The sequence below is a fragment of the Alteromonas sp. 14N.309.X.WAT.G.H12 genome (assembly GCF_036697315.1).
Taxonomy (GTDB): domain Bacteria; phylum Pseudomonadota; class Gammaproteobacteria; order Enterobacterales; family Alteromonadaceae; genus Alteromonas.
In genome coordinates, this window is record NZ_JBAHZB010000045.1 from 1 (window position 1) to 22,439 (window position 22,439).

General features: G+C 46.7%; 23 protein-coding genes. 19 read left to right on the top strand and 4 right to left on the bottom strand.

Annotated features, from left to right (window positions below; genetic code table 11):
- The 7 genes from V5298_RS12320 to V5298_RS12350 all read left to right on the top strand — a co-directional run.
- A partial coding sequence (locus V5298_RS12320) for a dihydrolipoyl dehydrogenase family protein (RefSeq protein WP_332931748.1) occupies window positions 1–1,605 on the top strand: 1,605 nt, incomplete at its 5' end.
- A 1-nt stretch (window position 1,606) separates the two neighbouring features.
- Window positions 1,607–2,464, top strand: a complete 858-nt coding sequence (locus V5298_RS12325) for a DUF547 domain-containing protein (RefSeq protein WP_332931749.1) — start codon at window positions 1,607–1,609, stop codon at window positions 2,462–2,464.
- A gap of 61 nt (window positions 2,465–2,525) precedes the next feature.
- The gene (locus V5298_RS12330) at window positions 2,526–3,638 is read left to right on the top strand and encodes an ABC transporter substrate-binding protein (protein ID WP_416351182.1); all 1,113 of its coding nucleotides are present in this window, start codon (window positions 2,526–2,528) and stop codon (window positions 3,636–3,638) included.
- A complete protein-coding gene (locus V5298_RS12335; RefSeq protein ID WP_332931751.1) occupies window positions 3,638–5,404 on the top strand; it encodes an ABC transporter permease in 1,767 nt (588 codons plus the stop codon). Before V5298_RS12330 ends, V5298_RS12335 begins: the two co-directional genes overlap by 1 nt.
- The gene (locus V5298_RS12340) at window positions 5,388–6,029 is read left to right on the top strand and encodes an ATP-binding cassette domain-containing protein (protein ID WP_332931752.1); all 642 of its coding nucleotides are present in this window, start codon (window positions 5,388–5,390) and stop codon (window positions 6,027–6,029) included. Before V5298_RS12335 ends, V5298_RS12340 begins: the two co-directional genes overlap by 17 nt.
- Window positions 6,026–6,652, top strand: coding sequence for a CDP-alcohol phosphatidyltransferase family protein (locus V5298_RS12345; RefSeq protein ID WP_332931753.1), 627 nt, complete (start codon window positions 6,026–6,028; stop codon window positions 6,650–6,652). Before V5298_RS12340 ends, V5298_RS12345 begins: the two co-directional genes overlap by 4 nt.
- Complete coding sequence (locus V5298_RS12350) at window positions 6,645–7,481, top strand: sterol desaturase family protein (protein ID WP_332931754.1); 837 nt, start codon at window positions 6,645–6,647, stop codon at window positions 7,479–7,481. Before V5298_RS12345 ends, V5298_RS12350 begins: the two co-directional genes overlap by 8 nt.
- A gap of 5 nt (window positions 7,482–7,486) precedes the next feature.
- Here the strand turns inward: V5298_RS12350 and V5298_RS12355 are convergent, their stop codons facing one another.
- Window positions 7,487–8,377: a TraB/GumN family protein gene (locus V5298_RS12355; RefSeq protein WP_332931755.1), complete on the bottom strand. Its 891-nt coding sequence runs from the start codon at window positions 8,375–8,377 to the stop codon at window positions 7,487–7,489.
- Window positions 8,378–8,558: 181 nt separating this feature from the next.
- Between V5298_RS12355 and V5298_RS12360 the strand changes: the two genes are divergently transcribed.
- The 11 genes from V5298_RS12360 to V5298_RS12410 all read left to right on the top strand — a co-directional run bounded on the left by V5298_RS12360 (window position 8,559) and on the right by V5298_RS12410 (window position 18,740).
- A complete protein-coding gene (locus V5298_RS12360; protein WP_332931756.1) occupies window positions 8,559–10,472 on the top strand; it encodes an ATP-dependent DNA helicase in 1,914 nt (637 codons plus the stop codon).
- 11 nt (window positions 10,473–10,483) lie between these two features.
- Window positions 10,484–11,158: a tRNA (adenosine(37)-N6)-threonylcarbamoyltransferase complex dimerization subunit type 1 TsaB gene (gene tsaB / locus V5298_RS12365; protein WP_332931757.1), complete on the top strand. Its 675-nt coding sequence runs from the start codon at window positions 10,484–10,486 to the stop codon at window positions 11,156–11,158.
- A 70-nt stretch (window positions 11,159–11,228) separates the two neighbouring features.
- Window positions 11,229–11,534 (top strand): hypothetical protein, encoded by a 306-nt coding sequence (locus V5298_RS12370; RefSeq protein WP_332931758.1) that lies wholly within the window; start codon window positions 11,229–11,231, stop codon window positions 11,532–11,534.
- Window positions 11,535–11,651: 117 nt separating this feature from the next.
- Entirely contained in the window at window positions 11,652–12,353 is a 702-nt protein-coding gene (locus V5298_RS12375) for a Slp family lipoprotein (RefSeq protein ID WP_332931759.1), read from the top strand.
- Between the two features lie 78 nt (window positions 12,354–12,431).
- Entirely contained in the window at window positions 12,432–13,271 is an 840-nt protein-coding gene (locus V5298_RS12380; protein WP_332931760.1) for an alpha/beta hydrolase, read from the top strand.
- A gap of 125 nt (window positions 13,272–13,396) precedes the next feature.
- On the top strand, window positions 13,397–15,049 hold the full coding sequence (fadD, locus tag V5298_RS12385; RefSeq protein WP_332931761.1) for a long-chain-fatty-acid--CoA ligase FadD: 1,653 nt from the start codon (window positions 13,397–13,399) through the stop codon (window positions 15,047–15,049).
- A 59-nt stretch (window positions 15,050–15,108) separates the two neighbouring features.
- Entirely contained in the window at window positions 15,109–16,281 is a 1,173-nt protein-coding gene (rnd, locus tag V5298_RS12390; RefSeq protein ID WP_332931762.1) for a ribonuclease D, read from the top strand.
- 10 nt (window positions 16,282–16,291) lie between these two features.
- Window positions 16,292–16,588, top strand: a complete 297-nt coding sequence (locus V5298_RS12395) for a YcgL domain-containing protein (RefSeq protein ID WP_416351180.1) — start codon at window positions 16,292–16,294, stop codon at window positions 16,586–16,588.
- Window positions 16,588–17,583, top strand: coding sequence for a lytic murein transglycosylase (locus V5298_RS12400; protein ID WP_332931764.1), 996 nt, complete (start codon window positions 16,588–16,590; stop codon window positions 17,581–17,583). Before V5298_RS12395 ends, V5298_RS12400 begins: the two co-directional genes overlap by 1 nt.
- A gap of 3 nt (window positions 17,584–17,586) precedes the next feature.
- The gene (locus V5298_RS12405; RefSeq protein WP_332931765.1) at window positions 17,587–18,249 is read left to right on the top strand and encodes a fumarylacetoacetate hydrolase family protein; all 663 of its coding nucleotides are present in this window, start codon (window positions 17,587–17,589) and stop codon (window positions 18,247–18,249) included.
- Window positions 18,246–18,740: a YcgN family cysteine cluster protein gene (locus V5298_RS12410; RefSeq protein ID WP_332931766.1), complete on the top strand. Its 495-nt coding sequence runs from the start codon at window positions 18,246–18,248 to the stop codon at window positions 18,738–18,740. Before V5298_RS12405 ends, V5298_RS12410 begins: the two co-directional genes overlap by 4 nt.
- 8 nt (window positions 18,741–18,748) lie before the next feature.
- Here V5298_RS12410 and V5298_RS12415 read toward each other — a convergent pair whose 3' ends face one another.
- The 3 genes from V5298_RS12415 to nhaB are packed head-to-tail and all read right to left on the bottom strand — an operon-like array spanning window position 18,749 to window position 21,414.
- Complete coding sequence (locus V5298_RS12415) at window positions 18,749–19,300, bottom strand: GNAT family protein (protein WP_332931767.1); 552 nt, start codon at window positions 19,298–19,300, stop codon at window positions 18,749–18,751.
- Window positions 19,297–19,821 (bottom strand): disulfide bond formation protein DsbB, encoded by a 525-nt coding sequence (gene dsbB / locus V5298_RS12420; RefSeq protein WP_332931775.1) that lies wholly within the window; start codon window positions 19,819–19,821, stop codon window positions 19,297–19,299. Before dsbB ends, V5298_RS12415 begins: the two co-directional genes overlap by 4 nt.
- Window positions 19,822–19,833: 12 nt before the next feature.
- On the bottom strand, window positions 19,834–21,414 hold the full coding sequence (gene nhaB, locus V5298_RS12425; RefSeq protein WP_332931768.1) for a sodium/proton antiporter NhaB: 1,581 nt from the start codon (window positions 21,412–21,414) through the stop codon (window positions 19,834–19,836).
- Between the two features lie 286 nt (window positions 21,415–21,700).
- On the opposite strand from nhaB, the gene fadR reads away from it, so the two are divergent.
- A complete protein-coding gene (gene fadR / locus V5298_RS12430) occupies window positions 21,701–22,411 on the top strand; it encodes a fatty acid metabolism transcriptional regulator FadR (RefSeq protein WP_332931769.1) in 711 nt (236 codons plus the stop codon).
- The last annotated feature ends 28 nt before the right edge of the window (window positions 22,412–22,439 follow it).

The window sequence follows — 22,439 nt, forward strand, 5'->3', positions numbered from 1 at the left end:
CAACTGGCGCAAATCGATAGTTTATCGGGCATATTATCGCCCGGTTTGCTCCTGTCATTTATTTTACTGGGGATCTTTCCCTGGATTGCAAAAGGTATTGTTGCTGTGGTGAATCGTCGTCGTGTATATAAAGGCTATAAAAAACCTGCCAAATTTGATCGCAATATTGTGGTGATTGGCGCCGGAGCCGGTGGCTTGGTGACCAGTTATATTGGCGCTGCGGTAAAAGCCAAAGTCACCTTGGTTGAGGCCGGTGAAATGGGCGGTGATTGTTTAAATTATGGTTGTGTCCCGAGTAAAGCCATCATTAAAACGGCAAAAGTTGCCGAGCAAATGCGCCATGGAGAAAAATATGGGTTAGATCCTGTAACGCCTACCTTTTCCTTCAAGACGGTGATGCAACGGGTACACGATGTGATTGCCACCATTGCGCCCAATGACAGTGTGGAACGCTATAGTGAACTTGGTGTGGATGTGATTAAAGGTTATGCGCGTATTTTGGATCCCTGGACGGTGGAAATACAACGCAACGATGGTGAAAAACAAATCCTGACCACGAAAAATATTGTCGTTGCTACCGGTGCCAGCCCCTTTGTTCCGCCGTTGCCCGGCATTGAACAAAGCGGTTATCTCACCTCTGATACCCTTTGGACGCACTTTGCCCAATTGGACGCGGCACCGAAACGATTGATTGTACTAGGTGGCGGCCCAATTGGCTGTGAGTTGGCCCAAGCTTTTTCCCGTCTTGGCAGCGCGGTAACCCAAGTGGAACTTGCAGAACGTTTAATGGGACGTGAAGATACCGATGTGGCGGAATTTGCTGAGTCTGTGTTGAAAGAAAGTGGCGTTAATGTGCTGACTCGGCACAAAGCGCTGAGGTTCGAACAACAGCAGGGCGAACGGGTGCTTATTGTCGAGCATGAAGGCAAAGAAATTACTCTGGCCTATGATGAAGTGATCATCGCCGTAGGACGCAAGGCCCGCCTGAAAGGCTTTGGCCTTGAGGAGCTGGGCATTTCGTTTGATAGAACCATTGAAACCGATGAATATTTGCAAACCCTATACCCGAACATTTTTGCCGCTGGCGATGTGGTTGGGCCCTATCAGTTTACCCATGTGGCAGCCCATCAGGCTTGGTATGCCGCCGTGAATGCCTTATTTGGCGGATTTAAAAAATTCAAAGTGGACTATCGGGTGATCCCATGGACAACCTTTATTGATCCTGAAGTGGCCCGGGTAGGCCTCAGTGAAAGTGATGCCAAAGCCCAGGGTATTGAAGTAGAAGTCACCCGCTATGAATTTGAAGAACTCGACAGAGCCATTGCCGAAAGTGCCGGTAAAGGGTTTATTAAAGTGCTAACACCGCCGGGGAAAGATAAAATTCTCGGTGTCACCATTGTCTCCGAACATGCCGGAGACTTGATTGCAGAATTTGTTTTGGCGATGAAACACGGTATGGGGCTAAACAAAATATTAGGTACCATCCACGCGTATCCAACCTGGGCTGAAGGCGCTAAATATACCGCAGGGAACTGGAAGCGGGCGAACCAGCCAGAAAGGCTGTTGCGTTGGGTTGAAAAATTCCATACATGGCGTCGGGGGTAATATGTCAGTCAGAGGTTTTCCTAAACAAGGTTGGGGTATTGCTGTGATGTTGCTGTTGGTCAGCATGCTCAGTGTGTTCACGATACCCAGTAATGGGGCAACAATGGAACAAGGGCCCCAAGGGTTGCATGAGCCTTGGGATGCATTGCTAAAGCGTCATGTATTTCCCATTGATAATGGACACAGCACGGAGGTCGATTACGCGGGGTTTGCCCAACAAAGAGACATGTTAACAGGCTACCTGTGGCAACTGGCCAGCGTAACCGAGGCGCAGTTTCATGGCTGGTCTAAACCTGAGCAGCTGGCATTTTTAATTAATGCTTATAATGCTTATACCGTTGAGCTTATCTTGTCTCGGTATCCGGATTTGTCTTCCATCCGTGATCTCGGTGGTTTTTTGTCTTCACCGTGGAAGCAGGATATCGGTCCTTTGTTGGGGAAAGAACGCACATTGGATGAGATTGAACACCAGCTTATTCGGGGTAAAAATAAATACCACGAGCCTCGGGTCCACTTTGCGGTCAATTGTGCCAGTGTGGGTTGTCCGGCACTGCGGGAAGAAGCCTACATCGGGGAAAAGCTTGATCGTCAGTTAGCGGATCAAACCCAGCGCTTTTTATCTGACAGATCTCGAAATTACATTAACGATGAGACCTTAACGGTTTCGAAAATTTTTGATTGGTATAGGGGCGACTTTGAAATGGGTTGGCAAGGCCGTACCCGTTTAGCGGATTTTCTTGCCCTGTACCATGAAAGCTTGTCATTAACACCAGGTCAAACTTATGCACTGGTGAAGGGTAAAATAGACATTGAATTTTCAGATTACGACTGGTCCTTAAACGATGTTAACAAGCCTTAAGTTAACCTCTGTTTCTTGCCGACTTGCCATACTGCTACTGTGCGCTTTATACAGTGCCAGCATGCAAGGGGCGACGGTACAGTTTCATGCTTGGGGCGGCAGTGCACAGGTAAACGGCTACCTAGAATGGGTCAGTGAACAAGTCGAAGCTAGGTATGGCATTGAAGTGAACCATGTAAAACTGGCCGATACCAGCGATGCAGTATCTCGGGTATTGGCGGAAAAAGCGGCCGGTAATCTCAATCAGGGCAGTGTGGATCTTATTTGGATAAACGGTGAGAACTTCGCCGCCATGAGTGAACATGGCTTGCTGCTAAAAAACTGGGTGAGTCAGTTGGCCAATTTTCCACTGACCTTACCGGAAAAAAATACGGCCATGGTGACGGATTTTGGTTTGCCCACACAGGGCCAAGAAGCGCCTTGGGGAAAAGCCGCCATGGTCTTTTATTACAACAAACGCTATGTCTCTTCGCCACCTAAAACCATTCACGAATTACTCCACTTTGCACAACGTTATCCCAATCGGTTTTCTTACCCGTTACCCAACGATTACTTAGGGATCAGCTTCTTAAAATACGCATTGATTGCGCTAAATCCGGACAATCGAGATGTGTTTTACCAACCCGTTAACGACACCGTGTTTCGCCAACGTAGCGAAGTGTTATGGCGCTTTTTAGATAAACTTCATCCCTTGATGTGGAAGGGGGGGCGATACATGGTTAGTCAGGCCTCCACATTACAACGACTGATGAGTGATGGTGAGCTACTCCTCGCGTTTTCATTTACCGCGTCTGAGATTCCCAGTGCGGTAAAGCGGTACGATTTACCCGAAAGTGTGCGTACCTATGCTATGAGTGATGGCAGCTTGGGTAATGTCCATTTTATCGGTATCCCTTTTAATTCTGCCCACGTTGAAGAAGCCAAAACAGTGGTGAACTTTTTACTTTCACCAGAAGCCCAGGCAGAAAAACAAAAAGTGGCAGTTTGGGGTGATGAAACGGTACTGGATATGGCTGCACTTAATCCGATGCAACAGGCCCGTTTTCAAAGTGAAACCTTGCATCCGTCCGCGTTGCCCATAGCAGGAATTTATCACCTGTTACCTGAACCCCATGCCAGTTGGACAGATAAACTGCGCGAAGCATGGTTTGCGCGCTACGGAGAGCGTTTTTAATGTCAGGCTTTCACCGTTTCTCCATTGTCATGCGCATGGTGTTTATGTGCATATTGATCATCCCGGTATTTGCAGGACTTATTGGCGTGCTAATGCCCGCCTTTGGTTTCTTTCCCGCATTAGGGGAAAATCAGATTTCACTACAACCTTTTTCCCAGCTTCTGGCCAATGACAACGTACTTTCAATGAGTTGGTTGTCATTAAGTACCGGCCTGATCGCAACACTATTGGCTCTTATGGGAGCACTTTTGCTGGTTGCCGTTTTTTACCAGCGGGCATGGTTAAACCGTATTCAGCACTTGCTCAGCCCGTTACTGGTTGTGCCCCATGCCGCCGCAGCCATCGCCTTTTTGTTTATTTTGTCCCCTTCAGGCTGGCTTGCCCGGCTTTTCAGCGGGTCGGACATGAATAACCCGTTGCCACCGGATTGGGCCTTTCCTTATGATCCCTATGGGCTATCCATTATATTAGCCTTAACATTAAAAGAACTGCCGTTTGTTTTTCTCATGCTGCTAAGTACCTTGTCTCAGCCCCAGTTGGAAATCAAAGTTAAAGGGTATTTGAAAGTGGCGCAGTCTTTGGGCTATAGCCAGATAACTGCATTTATGACGATCGTTGTGCCCATGATTTACTCCCATATTCGTATGCCACTGTTGGCGGTGCTGGCTTTTGCCACGGCCAATGTGGAAGTTCCTTTGATCTTAGGACCCAACGATCCGCCCACATTAGCCGTAGCGGTGTTGCGGTGGTTCAATCATGTGGATTTATCCATGCGTTTTCAGGCATCGGCAGCGGCGGTACTGCAACTGTTGGTGACATTAACGGCGCTGGCTTGCTGGTGGTTAGCCGAGCAAGTGATTCGTAAATTAAGCCGCCACGCTTTGTTGTCTGGCAAACGTACCTGGGGCGATGATGTGCTTACACTGCTGGCCGTTGCCGTTGTGTTTGTTTACTCGGTTATCGCTTTGTTACTGCTTGCCAGCGTGTACACCTGGTCGGTGGCAACCTATTGGCCTTTTCCTCAGTTGTTGCCGGATGGTTTTACGTTAATGCATTGGCAAACTGCGTTAAGAAGTTTGGCGGTACCATTAGCTAACTCCATTATACTGGCCTTTAGTGTCACGGTATTTGCGGTGGTTTTGGTGCTATTAGCGCTGGAAGGGGAACTGCAGATGACAAAACATATGTCTGCGGCCATGGGGCGACTTGATCGTTCGATCATGCATATTACCTTGTATTTGCCGCTTCTCGTACCTGGTGTGGCCTTTCTCTTCGGGCTGGTTTGGTTCCAGCAAATGTATTTTTCTCATTTAACCTGGGTGCATTTATTTGTCAGCCATCTTATTTATGTTTTGCCCTATGTGTTTATTTCACTGGCGGTTGCCTATCGTCGTATGGATCCTCGCTACGTCAAAGTGGCATACGGATTGGGAAAAACACCCATAACGGTATTTTTTGCGGTGAAGCTACCTATGTTGTTCGGCCCCATCGCGGTGGCGTTTGCGCTGGGGTTAGCTATCAGTTTTAGTCAGTACCTGCCTACCTTGTTAAGTGCCGGCGGCAACATTGCCACTGTGACTACCGAAGCGGTAGCAGCCGCGTCGGGAAGTAGCCGTAGATTAAGCGCTGTGTATGTGGTGGTGCAAATTATTATGCCTTTGTGCGGCTTTATTTTAGCTTGGTGGTTACCCAATGTCTTTTTTAAGCCATCATTAAAAGCAAACCCAAAAAATCAAGGAATAAAAGTGTATGAGTCTAACCCTTGATGCTTTAGCAATTTATAAAAATAACCATTTGATGTTGCAAGTTTCAACCCATATTGCAGCGGGGATGGTGACGTCGGTGATGGGGCCATCAGGGGTCGGTAAATCCACCTTGTTAGATGCCATTAGTGGTCAACTTAGCCGGCCCTTTTCAATGACGGGACAGGTAATGGTAAATGGTCATGCGGTGCAGGATATGCCTGCCTATCAGCGTCAAATTGGGATGCTATATCAGGATCCCTTATTATTTGAACACCTTACAGTGAGTGACAATATTCGTTTTGCCATACCGAAAATGCAGCAGAAACGTTTAGGGCGAGAGCAGGTTGAGTCCTTTATTGCCGAACAGCTAAATACGGTGGGCCTGGCGGATATTCGCCATAGGGCGGTGCAGACGCTATCTGGTGGTCAGCAGGCGCGGGTTGCCTTGCTTAGAACCTTGGCCGCTAATCCCCAGGCAGTTTTGCTTGATGAGCCCTTTAGCAAACTTGATAGTACCCTTCGACAGCAAACCCGGGAGTGGGTCTTTGCCCAATTACAGGAGCGCTCTTTGCCGGCTTTAATGGTGACCCACGATATAGAGGATGCAAACAGTGCAAATGGCGAAATCATTGAGGTGTCATTATGATAGACGCAAAAATAACGCCGCTCATTAAACCCTTACTTCGTCCGGTTGTGGTGTTTTTAGATAAAAAAGGCGCAAGTCCCAATCACGTTACAATCGCCGGGTTTTTGCTAGGCTTACTTGCTGTTCCGGCGATCGTGATAAACGCATGGGGATTGGCCCTATTTTTTATTGCCTTGAATCGTATATGCGATGGTGTTGATGGCGAGTTGGCTCGCTTGCAAAACAGCAGTAGTAGTGCCGGTGGGTATTTAGATATTTGCTTGGATTTTCTCTTTTACGCCGCAATCCCCCTTGCATTTGGCATTGCCGACCCTGTGAATTGGGGCGTGCCGGCCCTCATTTTGTTGGCGGCATTTATTGGTACCGGTAGTAGCTTTTTGGCTTTTGCCATAGCGGCAGAAAAATATCATATTCAGCGTCCCCAGTTTGCTAATAAGAGTTTTTATTACATGCAAGGGCTCACCGAAGGTACCGAAACCATCCTTGTATTTGTTTTATTTTGTCTCATGCCCCAGTGGTTTCCTGTGCTGGCTTATGTTTTTGCTGGCGCCTGTTTTATTACCGTTGCTACCCGTATCACCGGTGGCTTTAACACCCTTGTACAAGTGGAAAAAAATGGATAACACGACGGTTTGGCGGTTGTCATTTTTCCTTGGTATTTTTGTCTTAATGGCATTGTTGGAAAGTGTTTTACCGGCGCGTGGAGCGCCGCTGCGTCGGGCTATTCGCTGGCGGGGAAATATCGGCTTGGTGATCATCGGCGCCTTGGTTAGTCGTTTTGCTTTGCCAATGACGTTGGTGGGCGTTGCCCTTTGGGCACAAAAAGTCAACTTAGGTGGCTTTAATGTCTTCTCATTACCCTTATGGCTGAGTATCACATTGAGTGTCTTGGCGTTAGATCTGGCTATTTACTGGCAGCACCGTATTTTTCATACCATTCCGTTGCTATGGCGCTTACATCAGGTCCATCATATTGATAGTCATGTTGATACCACCACAGGGTTAAGATTTCATCCGTTGGAAATTTTAATCAGTTTGGGAGTAAAGGCCGCGGTGGTGTTGCTATTCGGCGTGCCCCCTGAAGCCATTGTGATCTTTGAAATTGGACTCAATGGGTTTGCGGTGTTTAATCATGCCAATATTCGCCTACCGCAAAAGTGGGATGACATTTTATCCCATGTGCTTATTACCCAGCGGGTACATCGTATTCACCATAGCCAGCGTATTGCGGAGTCAAACAGTAACTTTGGTTTTAGCGTGTCGTGGTGGGATAAATTATTTGGCAGTTTTAAAGGGCGGGCAGAAAAACAGGATGATCAGTTAGCTATCGGACAGGCGAACTTTCCCCCAACCCCAGAAAATGCCGGCGTGTTTAAACTGCTTGTTATGCCATTTTGTCAGGCACCGGTGGTGAAAAAAACGGATGTGCCTGCCAATCAAGACAGGCAATAAGTGGGTTACTCGTCTACCGGGGTGACAGTAAAGCCAGCTTTTTCCAGCAATGTAATCACGCCTTCCTTACCGGCCATGTGCATAGTACCTACCAAAACAAACTCGGTTTGTTCCGATGATAAGTATTGGATAATCTTGGGCAGCCAGTTTTGATTGCGTTGCGTTAGTACGTGGTCATAGACGTCAGGATAGTCAGTTCTAAAATCTAGCATCGACACATCATAAAGCCCTTTCATGTTGCCTTCTCGCCAATAAGTTTTTAATGGTCCGAGCAAGTCCGTCATGGTATTGAGTTCATCAAGACTGTATTTTATATACGCATCTTCATCACCTTCACCAAGGCTAGCGATAATTTCCAACTGTTCCTTGGGGGTTTCAAACCACTCAATTTGTTTACTGTCTTCTTTTGCCCGGGTATAGAAAAAATTGTCGACGCCTTGGCTGGTTAATCCCACCCGTTGCATCTCTAACATAGATAAGGATATACCCAACATAGCGGGTTTCATCTTGCTGACCTGTTCTATGGGAATATTCCGGCTCGCAAGGTAATCGCTTAATTGCTGGTAGGTTTGATCGCTTAGGGCATCCTTAATGGTACGTTCATCCTGATACATCATTAACGCCATTGTTTGACGTAAAAATTCAGCGCTGTTAAGTGCACCGAGATCGGTTTCAAATACCACCTTGTCTGAAGCTTCATAGGCTTTATCGTAGGCAGAAGGTAAAGGATAGTCTTCGGGGCTAAGTATGTGCAATGTACCGCCAAGATAGAGCGTATTGTTACCCTGGGTTACGCGCCAAACCGATGCGGCTTGAACAGTAGGAAAGGACGACAGAAAACAGATTAACGTAACAAATATTGTCCGTTTTACTAATGGGGATGCTAATAAAAACACAGGTCTTTCCTTTGTGAAAAATCCATAACGACTGCGATGCAATGTACTGAGAAAGACAGTAAAGTACAATCCCTTAACCCAAATACCTCATTCTATTCTGACGAAGGGTACAGTGAATTGGCTCCCACTTTTTTGCCATAATCTGGCATAATGCGCCCTTTGACCCGATTAGTTGTTTGCTATGTCTTCAGTATCTTCTCTATTCTCATCTAACGGTATGCTCGCCAAAGCCATACCGGGTTTTATGCCGCGTGAAGCACAAACGAACATGGCAGAGGCCGTGAAGACCGCCTTGGATGATAAGCATGCGTTGATTGTGGAGGCGGGTACGGGAACAGGAAAGACCTTTGCGTATCTGGGGCCTGCACTGATGGCCGAAGGAAAAGCGATTATTTCTACCGGCACAAAGAACTTGCAAGAGCAGTTATATCATCGGGATTTACCTGTGGTAAAAAAAGCCCTGGCCAGTCGTCGTAAAGTTGCCTTACTGAAAGGGCGGGCCAATTATCTTTGTCTGCATCGCATGGGGCAACACCGGGGCAACTCTGTCTTGGTGGATAAAGACGTGCTTGGGCAGCTTACTGAAGTGAGAAGTTGGGCGGAAACCACCCGCAGCGGTGACATTGGCGAATTGAAAAGCCTGCCAGAAGATGCCAAGGTGTTGCCGTTAATTACCTCCACCGTCGACAATTGTTTGGGACGGGAGTGCCCGGATTATGAAGAGTGCTACCTGGTAAAAGCACGGCGAAAAGCGCTGGAAGCCGATATCATCGTGGTGAATCATCATTTATTTTTTGCCGATATGGCCCTTAAAGATACAGGGTTTGGTGAACTTATTCCTGAAGCGGATGCCATTGTTTTTGACGAAGCCCACCAGATCCCAGATATTGCCAGTGATTATTTTGGGGAATCCATTTCTACACGGCAACTGCAGGAGCTTGCTAAAGACATCAATGTTATTTATCGCACGGTTTTAAAAGATGCTGAGCAGGTGGATAAAACCGCTGAAAAATGTCGGGTGGCCGCCGCCGATTTGCGTTTACTTTTTCCTGAAACGCCCCAACGGGGCAACTGGGCTGAAACCTTGGAAAGAGAGGATGTACAAAGTCATATTGCCCGTTTAACCGATGGCATTGGTGTGTTACACGAAGTGATAAAATTACATTTGGGGCGAGATAAAGATCTGGACAACATCTATGAGCGAGTGGTTCAGGCCAGAGACCAGTTAGCCGCGCTGTGTGATAGTAACCAGCAGGGGGTGAGTTTGTGGTATGAAACCACCCATCGTCATCTTATTTTGCACCTAACACCCTTGTCGATTGCCGCCAAATTCCGACGGTTTGTTGAATCGGTTTCCCGCGGATGGGTGTTTACTTCGGCTACCCTGACAGTAGACGGAGGTTTTACCCATTTCCAAAAGCGCATGGGATTGGAAGAGGCGAAAACCCTTGCTTTAGATAGCCCGTTTAATTATCGGGAACAAGCCGTTTTATGTGTGCCTCGTTATTTGCCAGAGCCCAATAGTTATGCCATGCGCGATACCTTGTTTGAAACGGCAAAACGCTTAATTGCGGCCAGCGGCGGCCGGTGCTTTTTACTGTTTACCAGCCATGCCATGTTGCGGGAAATTGCCAGTCGTTTAGAAGGGGAGATCGACAACCCGTTATTGGTGCAGGGTACCACCACAAAACAGGCATTACTGGATGGCTACCTGGCCGACAAAAATGCCGTCCTACTGGGGACAGGGGCATTTTGGGAAGGGGTGGATGTACGTGGCAGCGATCTGATTTGTGTCATGATTGATAAACTGCCTTTTGCATCGCCGGATGATCCCTTGCTGCAAGCCCGTATTGAAGATGTGAAAAAGCGTGGCGCGAACCCGTTTGCCGCCATTCAGATGCCCCAAGCGGTGATCACCCTCAAGCAGGGCGCGGGACGGTTGATCCGCGACCCGGCGGATAAAGGCGTATTGGTGATATGCGATAACCGGTTAGTAACAAAGCATTATGCTAAGACCTTTGTGGCAAGCCTGCCCGATATGCGTCGAACACGGTCCATAGAAACCGTAGAGGCGTTTTTAAAATCCATTAAGTAATAGGTAATATAATGAAACTTCTTGCTATTGATACCGCAACTGAGGCGTGTTCCGTTGCGGTGATGGTATCCGACGCTCCATTTTGCAGGTTTGAGATTTGCCCGCAACAGCATAGTCAGCGGTTACTGCCCATGGTGGATGAGGTGTTAACACAGGCACAGATAAAAATCGGTGATCTTGATGGCCTGATCTATGGTCGTGGGCCGGGCAGTTTTACTGGCGTGCGCATTGCCACAGGCATGATACAAGGGTTAGCCCTTGGCACCGGGTTACCCGTGGCCGGCATCAGTACCTTGGCGGCCATGGCACAGCAGGTTATGGATGAAACGGACGCAAAATTGGTTGTCAGCGCCATCGATGCGCGTATGGGGGAAGTGTATTTTGCCCAATATCAGAACGAAAAAGGCATTGCCGTCGAAGTCGGGGAGGAATGCGTGTGTGCCCCCGAAGTGGCAGCAGAACGTTTACCTGCGTCTTTTGTTCCTGCGGGGACAGGATGGGCGGCTTATCCGGCATTATCTTCCAAGATCACAGGCCTGGCTTCTGTCTTATACCCCAGTGCCGAAGCCATGTTGAAGTTGGGGCATCAAAAGTTTGAACAAGGTGATGTCACGTCGGTGGACGGGATCCAACCGGTTTATCTGCGGGATAAAGTCACGTGGAAAAAACTACCGGGTCGAGAATAATGGAGCAATTCTTGCTTAATTCTTGGGTTGTGTCGTTGTGAATTATCGTTGGCGGAGTAATACCTAAACCGTGGAAATACAGCCCGGAATAACGCTTATAAGACCTGAACAGGCCTCTCATCAGGAGAAGCCTGGGCGTCACAACGTCAAAAATACCTCGGCGCCATCAGCGGTATCGCCGATTTCCGACGCATCCGTACTCAAAGCAAACGCCTCAGATGAAACTCTCAATTCAGCGCGAAAATTCCAACAGGAAACCGGGTATGATCAGCCAGAGGGAAAAGGGCGGCAAGTCGTGGCTGCGTACCAGAGTTTAGAACGCGAATCACAACGGGAAGATATCAGACAATTACTGGGCGTGGATATGTATGTATAGCTAAATTGCTATCATATTCGATGAAATGCGGAGAACGATCGCCCTGATTCAGCTTCTATTCAGTTTAAGCTATCATAATAAAGTGTTGCCAAATTCTTATTTTTTCAGGGGATTACCATGATTCGTCATTTTGCTGTATTGGCTTTTGTGATATTGGTCAGCGGTTGCACTATTGTCCCAGATGATATCGCTGTGCCAGAAGGTACAAACCTGGTGAGTTACAACAAGGCCGTTACCGGTGGTGATGCGGTGGTTGGTAAAACCGCTCGTTGGGGTGGGGTGATTGTTGGCGTTGAAAATAAAGAAAATAAAACGTTAGTCGAAGTGGTTAACTTCCCTCTAAACCATTACGGACGGCCTAATACCCGAGAAGAAACCATAGGACGATTTAAGGTGGAAATGGACGGGTTTGTTGATCCCATTCACTTTGAAAAAGGCCATGCGGTTACCTTTGTGGGTAACGTTAAACGTCCCATCGCCGGGATGGTGGGTGAACAGCCTTATATGTACCCGCTGTTAGCGGGCGAAAATTATCATTTGTGGCGGGAAAGTACGGTCAATTACGTACATCCCATGTTTTTTGATTATCGGTTAGGCTGGTATTCACCTTACTATTATTCTTTCTACCGGCCCTATTTTTCACCGTTTATGTTCCAAACCAGATATTACCCCCGTTATTATTATCCGCGGCGGGTGGTAAGTAGCCGCTCAATGTTAAATTCAGGTGCTATGCCACCGCCAAAGCCACGTACCATCAGCCGACCGGTTATTCGTACCGCCGATCCCCGTTCTGGTGGCGCTCGTAAAAATCTGGATTAAATTTGCGGCAACATTTCTCCTCTTTAAGCGGCATGCATTTGCCGCTTTTTTGTATATTGCCGTTTATTGGGAGACCGTATGATTGAAACTAAGTTTACTTTGGGGACGTTAACCCTTGCTGCCTTGGATAATCAAGAGGCCGGTGAAGTCATTATTGGCTTGCATGGTTTTTTAGATAATGCGGCCTCTTTGCGCCCTTTAGCGCCTTATTTGCAATCTTACCGTTTTATCGCCCTCGATCTGCCCGGCCATGGTCGGTCATCCCATCGCTCTGAAGATGCCCATTATCATCAATTAGATTTTATCCAGGATTTGTATGCTTTTATTCAGTCTGAAGGGTTTAACAGGGTGATATTGCTGGGTCATTCTCTTGGCGGTATTCTCGCTTCCCTGTATGCGGCGATTTTTCCGGAGCAAGTGAAAGGGGTGATCAGTATTGATGCCTGTGGACCATTAACAAAATCAGCGCAAAGTAGCGCAAAACAAATTCGCGATTCCATTGTGAGTCGGTATAATAAGACCCGTAGTATTCCTCGTTTAGTCGATTTGGATGATGCGGTAAAAAGTCGATGTCAACTTACGGATATTCAGCCTGAGCACGCGAAGGTTATCCTGCAAAGAAACCTCACCACAGATGCGTCTGGAAAGTCTTATTGGGCCAGCGATCCCAAACTTAGAACGCGCTCTACTTTGCGTTTAACAGACACCCAAGCGGAAGCGTTAATGAGCGGTATCGATTGCCCAATTTTATTTTTGGCGGCCTCAAATAGCTTTAAAAACGTCCATGATGTTTATTCAGAACGGGCGGATTGGTTTAGCCAAGGGCGGTGTGAAGTTTTTCAAGGTGGACACCATATTCACATGGAGAAAACCCAGGAAGTTGGCACGGCCATACGCCAATTTGTTGAACAATTGTAAACAGGAAAGTTTATCTTTCTGCTATCATCCTATACTATACGCAAGAAATCAGACCAGTTGTAAAATAATGGTTAAACTTCAATCTAATTTATCTAAAAATAACAATAACTGCTTCAGGAGGGTATGTGGAAAAAATTTGGCTTGAGCATTATCACCCCAGTGTAGCGGCAGAAATTGATCCCGATAGATATTCGTCTATTCTGGATATTTTTGAGCAATCGGTAACGACTTATCGTGATCATGTTGCTTATATGAATATGGGCCAAAGCATGACCTTTGCCGAACTCGATACGTTGTCTGCTCAATTCGCTGCCTACTTACAAAATAGCGGCTTACAACGGGGTGATGCCATCGCTCTGATGATGCCAAACCTGCTTCAATTTCCCGTCGCCATGTTTGGTATTTTACGGGCCGGTATGACAGTGGTGAATGTCAACCCACTTTATACCGCACGGGAACTTAAGCATCAGCTTTGTGATGCCAATGCCAAGGCCATTATCATTGTTGATAATTTTGCCGCAACATTAGAACAGGTTGTCAGTGAAACGCCGGTTAAAAAAATCTTCCGTACAGCATTAGGGGATATGCTACCGGCACCGAAACGCTGGGCAGTGAATTTAGTCGTCAAGTATATAAAGAAGTTAGTGCCTTCCTTTACTCTTCCCCAGGCTGAATCCTTTATGTCTGCGGTAAAGCAGGGGCATAGGTACACCTATAAACGGCCTGACATACAACCTGACGATATTGCTTTTTTGCAATACACAGGAGGCACGACGGGGATTTCTAAGGGAGCGATGCTGACCCACAGAAACATGATCGCAAACTTAGAACAAGTCTCGGGCATTTTGGAGATAGTGATTGAGCCGGGTGAAGATCTCGTTGTGACTGCGCTGCCGCTCTATCATATCTTTGCACTTTTGGCTAACTGCCTGCTGTTTTTAAAGTTTGGTTGTCCAAATTTATTAATAACCAACCCACGGGATATGCCCGGTTTTGTCAAAGAACTCTCTAAACATAAATTTGCCATCCTTCCAGGTGTAAATACCTTGTTTAATGGTTTATTAAATACCCCGGGCTTTAAAGAGTTGGATTTTTCTCACTTTAAATTTGGTTTAGGTGGCGGAATGGCGGTGCAGCGGCCAGTCGCAGAACGCTGGCAAGATGTCACCAATACGGTGTTATTGGAAGGGTATGGGTTAACCGAATGTTCACCTGTGGTGGCGGTTAATCCCCCTACGATAAAAGCTTATAAAGGCGCAATCGGGATGCCGGTTCCTTCTACCGAAATTCGTTTGCTGGATGATGAGGGCAATGACGTGCCTCATGGTGAAGCCGGCGAAATGTGGGTAAAAGGCCCGCAGGTTATGAAAGGGTATTTCAATCGCCCGGAAGCGACAGACGAAGTTTTAAAAGACGGCTGGCTGGCGACTGGGGATATTGCGAAGGCCGACGATGAAGGTTACTTCTATATTGTTGACCGTAAAAAGGATATGATTCTGGTGTCGGGCTTCAATGTATTTCCCAATGAAATTGAGGAAGTGGCAGTAATGCATGATGAGGTTTTGGAAGCTGCCGCCATTGGCATGCCCCATGAGGTCAGTGGTGAAGTGGTTAAACTGTTTGTGGTTGCTAAAAACAGCAGTTTATCGGCGGAAACCGTTATCAGGCACTGCAAGAAGTACCTCACCGGATATAAAGTGCCAAAGCAAATTGTTTTTAAAGATGAACTTCCAAAAACAAATGTTGGTAAAATTTTACGCAGAGAGTTACGAGACTAACGGTTGCTCTATGCCAAACAAATTGGGACAGCCGGCGACTACGCCGGCTGTTTTGTATAATGAATTATAAATTGATCACTGATGATAATACCTTGCTTGCTGCATGCGAGCGAGCAGCGAAGGCCTCTGCCATTGCAATCGATACTGAGTTTGTTCGCACCAAAACCTTCACACCCGGACTTGGGTTGTTGCAGATGTATGATGGTGACCAACTGCTGCTGATAGATCCCCTTGCCATTGGCGATCTTTCTCCTTTCGTTGATTTAATGTGCAACGAAAATGTGGTTAAAGTATTACACTCATGTTCAGAAGATATCGAAACCTTTCTTAGTGCATTTGGTTGTGTTCCTGCGCCTATCTTCGACACCCAATTTGCCGCCAGCGTGCTGGGACTTGGCCCAACCTTAGGTTATGCCCGTTTGGTCGAAATGCTTTGTGGTATTGCCCTGGATAAAGGGGAATCACGCACCGACTGGTTGGCCAGACCTCTGCGAGAAAGTCAGCTTTCTTACGCCGCCAATGATGTGTTGTATCTGCTTCCTGCTTATAAGTTGCTCGAAGAAAAGATCAACGAGGTAGGCAAGTACAATTGGGTAATACAGGAAATTGAAACTCTAGCAGACAAAAAGCGTGGGCAGATCCCGCCAGAATACGCGTATTTACAACTGAAAAATATTTGGCGTTTAAATGTGGAGCAGCTTACGGTGTTTCAGCATCTTGCCGCGTGGCGTTTGCAGGTTGCAAAAGAAAAAAATCTGGCGCTTAATTTTGTAGTTCGAGAAGGTCAGATGTTCGAGATCGCAATGAAGATGCCGGCAAGTCGAACGGCACTAAATGCTATCTCGGATATTGCACCGCAAACGGTAAGGCGATACGGTGATACCTTACTCGCCCTTGTGGCTGAGGGAAGAGCGCATTACCAAAACACTCCAGTAGGTAAGCAGCTTAAACGTGTGCGCCGGTTAATTGATTTTCCGTTATATAAAAAGCACTTTTCTGCGATAAAACAGCTTTGTCATGAGGTGGCCGAATCTCAGAACGTCGGCGAAGACGTGATAGCATCAAAAAAACAAATCAATCAGTTGTTAAAATGGGTTTGGTTTGACATTGATGACACGCGAGCCCAAGGGCTAAGGCCCGATTTATTGAGTGGTTGGCGTGGGCCGTTGCTAAAAGCGGGAATTGAAGCGATTTTAGGGGATATAACATCCTACGATAACCCAATAGCGTAGAGGTAAAGGTATGTTGTGTGCCGTGTACAAAACACGCAAAAAAGCGGGTATGTATTTATATGTACCGGGTAAAGAAGCGTTTGATGAGGTACCTGAGGTACTGATGAGTCAATTTGGCAAGCCGCAATTGGTCATGTTAGTGGCATTGGACAAGCATGATACGTTAGCGGGTATCGAAAAAGACGTTGTGAAAAATAGCCTGATAGAAAAAGGCTTCTATTTGCAAATGCCACCGAAAGAGGAAGACTTACTGTCGGTGCATCGTAAAGCACAAGGACTGAGCCCTTATGTGGATGAGAAGCGATAATGGGGTGGGTCTTACGTCGTTGTGCACTGGTATTTTTAGTGACATTTGGCACAAATTCTTACGCAGAAACTAATGAAAAATCGGCAGCTGGCTTTGCTCAGTACGCGGTTAAATTGCAACAGGAAGCCCTAGAAAAAGGGTTCGAAAGTGCGTTAGTTGATTCGGTTATCGCCGATCTCTCCTACCGTCCTACGGTGGTTAAATCCGATAAGAATCAGCCTGAGAAAAAAATTACCCTAGACAGCTACCTGGCCACACGAGTACCCGACTGGAAGGTCAAGCAAGCCATTGAGTTATATGAAGCCTACAAGGGGTTACTGGACGAAATAGGGCAAAAGTACGGCGTTCAACCCCGTTTTATTGTGGCGCTGTGGGGAAATGAATCCAATTTTGGTAAAATTCAGGGGAAATTCCCGGTGTTTTCTGCACTGGCCTCATTGGCTTATGAAGGACGCCGAGAAGCCCTGTTTAAAAAGCAATTTTTTGCCGCGTTACAAATTGTGCAAGAAGGCCATATTTCAGCGTCAGCCCTTAAGGGCTCTTGGGCTGGTGCCATGGGGCAAAGTCAATTTATGCCCACGTCATTTCTGCACTATGCCGTTGATTATGATGGCGACGGTAAAAAAGACATTTGGCAAACGCCCGCCGATGTATTTGCATCCATTGCCAACTTCCTCGCAAGCGAAGGCTGGGATAACAATTATACATGGGGACGACAGGTTAAACTTGTAGGCGGCTATCAGGGAGAGCACCAAGGTCTGGCTAAATGGGATTTTGTTCCCTTATCAGTTTGGCAGTCTCGCGGCGTTCGAAAATTTGATCTGTCAGATTTACCGTCGGCAGATATCAAGGCATCGTTAATTATGCCCGATGGCCTAAATGGCCGAATTTATCTCGTTTATAGCAATTTCCACACCCTGATGAAGTGGAACCGCTCTAGTTATTTCGGTATTTCAGTTAGTTACTTGGCCGATCGTATTAAAAAAGGCGACTAAATTATGTATAAACACCTCAATCAGGACGGCAGTCCTATGGATTTGCCTGTCACCCGCGCTTTATGTATTGGCCGCAATTATATGGATCACATTGCAGAACTTAAAAATGCGGTGCCTGAGGAGGCCTTAATCTTTATGAAGCCCGCGCCCGCCTTATGTCACCTTAGTGAAACATTGGTCATTCCCACCGATAAAGGGGAGTGTCACAATGAGTTGGAAGTGGCGGTGCTCATAAACCAGCCCCTTTGCCATGCCAGCGAAGATGAGGTAGAAAAAGCCATTTGTGGCGTAGGTCTGGCCCTCGATTTAACTTTGCGTGATGTGCAATCAAAGTTAAAAGAAAAAGGTCACCCATGGGAGCGAGCGAAAGCGTTTGATTTAAGTTGCCCGGTTTCACCTTTTATTCCCTATGACCAAATTAGCGATTTACAGGCATTGCATTTCACGTTAAAGGTGAACAATCAGGTACGTCAGCAAGGTGAAACGGCAAAAATGATGCGTTCGGTGCTAAAAATGGTGGCGGAAATGTCTGAAATTTTCACTCTGCAGCCCGGTGATATTGTGTTAACGGGTACGCCTAAGGGCGTGGGGCCCCTCAAAAGCGGCGATGAGATCACCGTATCTTTAGAAGGACACCTGACCCTCTCCACAAGTGTTGCATCATGACCGAGCGCTATTGGGAAACGAAATCCTTATCGGAAATGACCGATGCCGAGTGGGAAGGGCTATGTGATGGTTGTGCCAAATGTTGTCTGAATAAATTTATTGAGGATGATAATGAAGATGCGGTGGGGCCAACGGATTCCATAGCGCCGGGTGAAACTATTCACTATACCAATATTGCCTGTTCATTACTGAATACCAAAACCTGTGGTTGCACACGCTATGAGCAACGAACCCGCTGGGTTCCTGATTGCGTGAAACTCACTAAAGAAAACCTCAAAGATATCTTTTTTATGCCGCCCAGTTGCAGCTATCGCCGGCTTCACGAGGGGCGTAATTTACCGTCTTGGCACCCGCTGCTAAACAATGGGAAGAAGGCTAAAATGCATCAAGCAGGTATGTCTGTGAGAGGCAAAACCGTTTTTGAGACAGAAACCACGTTAGCCCATTTTGAAGATTATATCGTGCGGTGGCCATTAAAGGACATTGATTGATTCGTTAATCAGTCATTCGTTAGGGCGTATAAAAGTGCATTTCTGCCGAAAATACGCTTTCTACATAGACCTTCTTTTTCAGCGCCAACCTTTAACGCCACCCGTAAACTGGCTTTATTGTTGGGTTCGATATACATCTCAAGCCGGTGCAAGCCGGCTTGGGAAAACGCCAGTTTCTTTAAAGCGTCACAAAGCGCGCCTGCCAACCCCTGACCGCAAGCTTCAGGGCGGATCCAATAACCAAGATTTGCAGATTGATGTACCGGATGAATATGGTTTATCAGGCCCATTCCCAGACATTGATTCTCCATTACCAATAAATAAGTAATGCCATAACCTGTACTGCGTTGTTCTTCTAACGAAGTAATACACTGACGAGACTGAGCGGGTGTGAGGGGGCATAACGCCGTGCCCAGCCATGGACGGACATGTTGTATAGACTTTTGCGCAGCCTCACAAAGCATATCGGCATGCTTAATGCCGATCCGTTCGATGTTTATGGGGCCGGAAGTGGTGTGGATCGCGGGTAAACGCGAAGGTAACGTGCTTAAATCAATCAAAAGGGTTTTTTGTCCAGAATTCGACAGCCAAATACTAGAATAAATACGACGGCATAAACGCCAAAGATCACCATCATCCACTCAGGCATGCCCAATCCGAAGGTTCGCCATCCGTCATCAAGGCAATCACCTTTCGCTTCAAACAGCGCAGGAAGCCAGTCGTATAGCGGCAAAAATGAGGGGAAGTTAGGTACAATTTCACAGCTGGAAAAAAACGAATTGGTATGAATGATTTCATAATGTTCTTTTGCCAGCAAAAATCCCCAGCCCGCGGAGACAGCCCAGCCGATAAAGCCAATCATGCGGGTAATACCAGAATTGAACAGCACCACCACAAGGGCGGACAACATCACACCAATCACCGCCGTACGTTGATAGATGCACATTACACAAGGTTGTAGTCCGTTCACATACTGAAAGTATAAAGCGCAGGCCAACAGACCAAACGCGGATAAGAAAAGCAGCAGCCAGGCAGATTTTTGTTCTGCCCAGCGACTGATCCAATGAATAATGGTCATAATGAGCCGATTACCCTAGTGAGACTCAACACTGCCAACAGACAGTGCAGAATGATGTTCAATAAGATGCATATCGTATAAGAATTGGGTGGCATCCGACAAACTAAAATAGGTGGCTGCCAGACCTACTAAGGTGAGTACCAGAGTGTAGGGCAAAGCCATGAGAACCATCTTCCCGTATGACAGGCGCAGTAAGGGCGCGATGGCGGAGGTTAACATGAACAAAAAGGCGGCCTGGCCGTTTGGTGTGGCGACAGACGGAAGGTTGGTGCCGGTGTTAATGGCCACCGCCAGTAAATCAAATTGATCTCGGTTGATTTGGCCGTCTTCCAGTGCGCTCATGACTTCGGTGATATAGACCGAACCGACAAACACATTGTCACTGACCATCGAGAGCAAACCATTCGCCAAATAGAACATAACCAGTTGCATTTTACCTTCAAAGGACAATACCCAATGAATCACCGGCTGGAATAACTCTTGATCAATAATTACCGCGACAACACCGAAAAAGACACAGAGTAGGGCGGTAAAGGGCAAGGCTTCTTCAAAGGCCTTACCCAGGGCATGCTCTTCGATAATGCCGCTGGCTGATGTTGCCAAGACGATAACAGATAAGCCAATCAGCCCCACTGAAGCAAAATGCCCTGCTAAGCCAACAATGAGCCAAACGCCAATGAGTGCTTGAACCGCCAAACGGGCTTTATCGCGATTGGTACGACCTTGGTCCATATGCTTGTCGTAGGAGACTAAGATTTCTCGCACCGCAGTAGGCAGTTGCGCGCCATAGGTGAATATTTTGGTTTTTTCCAGGAAGATGGTGGTGAGTAGCCCAAAGACGAACACGGGAATGGTTACCGGCGACATGCGGATGAAAAACTCCACAAAGTCCCAGCCAGCTTTATCAGCAATAATAAGATTTTGTGGCTCACCAACCATGGTCATTACGCCACCAAGTGCAGTACCAACCGCTGAATGCATCATCAGATTACGTAAAAAAGCACGGAAATTTTCTAAATCATCATGTTTTAGATTGGAGACTTTTTTGTCGTCGGTGTGATCATGGTCGTGATGAAAATCCTTACCCGATGCCACCTTATGATAAATGGTATAAAAGCCTAATCCCACGGCGATAATCACTGCCACTACTGTTAACGCATCGAGAAAGGCGGATAGGAATGCCGAAGCGGCAATAAATGCAAGTGAAAGAATGAGCTTATTTTTGACTTTAATAACTAGCTTGGTAAACAGAAATAGTAGCAAGTCTTTCATAAAGTGAATGCCGGCTACCATAAATACCAGTAGTAACAGTACCTCTAGGTTCACTTCAATTTCATGCATCATGTGACCCGGAGACGTCATTCCTATAAATAAGGCCTCAATCAGTAATAACCCGCCCGGTTGCAGGGGGTAACATTTCAGCGCCATCGCTAGGGTGAAAATAAACTGAATAACAAGTACCCAGCCAGCCAGGTATGTATCCATCATAAAAAGAAAAGGATTAATGATGAGAAATGCTACGATGGTTTTTTTATACCAGTCTGGTGCGTGACCGAGAAAGTTCTTGTATAACGCCATTGGCAATGAGGTTTGCATTTTTTATTTTCCTTTAACAACTTTGTTGGCGAAGTCAATGTAATTATTATATTTACGTGTCCATAGTTAGCGTGGACGATATCCAAGTTATGGTTTTTAGTGACGTTTATTATTGTGTTACTCGTCAATTCTAAAGACTACCCTAAAAAAACCGCTTGAGAAAGACAGGAAAGGCCATAGTTAGTATAACCACTTAAACTTAAAACCCTGATTAATTGATTGTGTTAATGAAAATGCATCTGGTACAATCAGTTTGTACAATAATAATGACAGCCAGGCGAGTCCCATGATTTATAAAGCCCAGAGTCCTGCAGGTTTTGCTGAGGAATATATTGTTGAATCGATTTGGAGCGGCAGGTTCCCTCCCGGTACGATTCTTCCCGCCGAGCGCGAGCTGTCAGAGCTCATCGGTGTGACACGAACTACGTTACGAGAAGTTTTACAACGGTTAGCCCGAGACGGCTGGTTAACCATTCAGCACGGTAAACCCACAAAAGTGAACAATTTTTGGGAGACCTGTGGATTAAATATTCTGGAAACCTTGGCTCGTCTCGATCAAGAGGGGATTCCAGAGCTGGTGGACAACTTACTGGCAGCACGCACCAATCTTAGTGCGGTGTTTATTCGTTCTGCCATCAGAAATAATCAGGAAAAAGCCATTAGCATTATTTCGCGCTATAAAACCATCGAAGAAGATGGCAAAGTCTTTGCCCAATTCGATTACCAGCTTAATCATGATTTGGCGCTCGCCTCGGGCAACAAAGTGTTTGTGTTGATGATGAACGGGTTTAGGGGCATGTATTCACGTATCGGTGGGTATTATTTCTCTTATCAGTCGGCGCGAGATGTGGCGAAAAACTTCTATTCCCAGTTACTTGAAGTTGCTGAAAAAGGGGCGTTTGAAGACGTGCCCACGGTTATACGTCAATACGGCATCGCGTCTGGCAAGGTGTGGGCGCAAATCCGTGAAGATATGCCAAATGACATCGTAGATTAGTCACCGCTTATGAGGCCTTTATGGGCCT

Coding starts and splice junctions, on each gene's coding strand:
- V5298_RS12325 (WP_332931749.1), top strand. CDS start 1,607: ATGTCAGTCAGAGGTTTTCCTAAACAAGGTTGGGGTATTGCTGTGATG.
- V5298_RS12330 (WP_416351182.1), top strand. CDS start 2,526: ATGCAAGGGGCGACGGTACAGTTTCATGCTTGGGGCGGCAGTGCACAG.
- V5298_RS12335 (WP_332931751.1), top strand. CDS start 3,638: ATGTCAGGCTTTCACCGTTTCTCCATTGTCATGCGCATGGTGTTTATG.
- V5298_RS12340 (WP_332931752.1), top strand. CDS start 5,388: ATGAGTCTAACCCTTGATGCTTTAGCAATTTATAAAAATAACCATTTG.
- V5298_RS12345 (WP_332931753.1), top strand. CDS start 6,026: ATGATAGACGCAAAAATAACGCCGCTCATTAAACCCTTACTTCGTCCG.
- V5298_RS12350 (WP_332931754.1), top strand. CDS start 6,645: ATGGATAACACGACGGTTTGGCGGTTGTCATTTTTCCTTGGTATTTTT.
- V5298_RS12360 (WP_332931756.1), top strand. CDS start 8,559: ATGTCTTCAGTATCTTCTCTATTCTCATCTAACGGTATGCTCGCCAAA.
- tsaB (WP_332931757.1), top strand. CDS start 10,484: ATGAAACTTCTTGCTATTGATACCGCAACTGAGGCGTGTTCCGTTGCG.
- V5298_RS12375 (WP_332931759.1), top strand. CDS start 11,652: ATGATTCGTCATTTTGCTGTATTGGCTTTTGTGATATTGGTCAGCGGT.
- V5298_RS12380 (WP_332931760.1), top strand. CDS start 12,432: ATGATTGAAACTAAGTTTACTTTGGGGACGTTAACCCTTGCTGCCTTG.
- rnd (WP_332931762.1), top strand. CDS start 15,109: ATGAATTATAAATTGATCACTGATGATAATACCTTGCTTGCTGCATGC.
- V5298_RS12395 (WP_416351180.1), top strand. CDS start 16,292: ATGTTGTGTGCCGTGTACAAAACACGCAAAAAAGCGGGTATGTATTTA.
- V5298_RS12400 (WP_332931764.1), top strand. CDS start 16,588: ATGGGGTGGGTCTTACGTCGTTGTGCACTGGTATTTTTAGTGACATTT.
- V5298_RS12405 (WP_332931765.1), top strand. CDS start 17,587: ATGTATAAACACCTCAATCAGGACGGCAGTCCTATGGATTTGCCTGTC.
- V5298_RS12410 (WP_332931766.1), top strand. CDS start 18,246: ATGACCGAGCGCTATTGGGAAACGAAATCCTTATCGGAAATGACCGAT.
- nhaB (WP_332931768.1), bottom strand. CDS start 21,414: ATGCAAACCTCATTGCCAATGGCGTTATACAAGAACTTTCTCGGTCAC.
- fadR (WP_332931769.1), top strand. CDS start 21,701: ATGATTTATAAAGCCCAGAGTCCTGCAGGTTTTGCTGAGGAATATATT.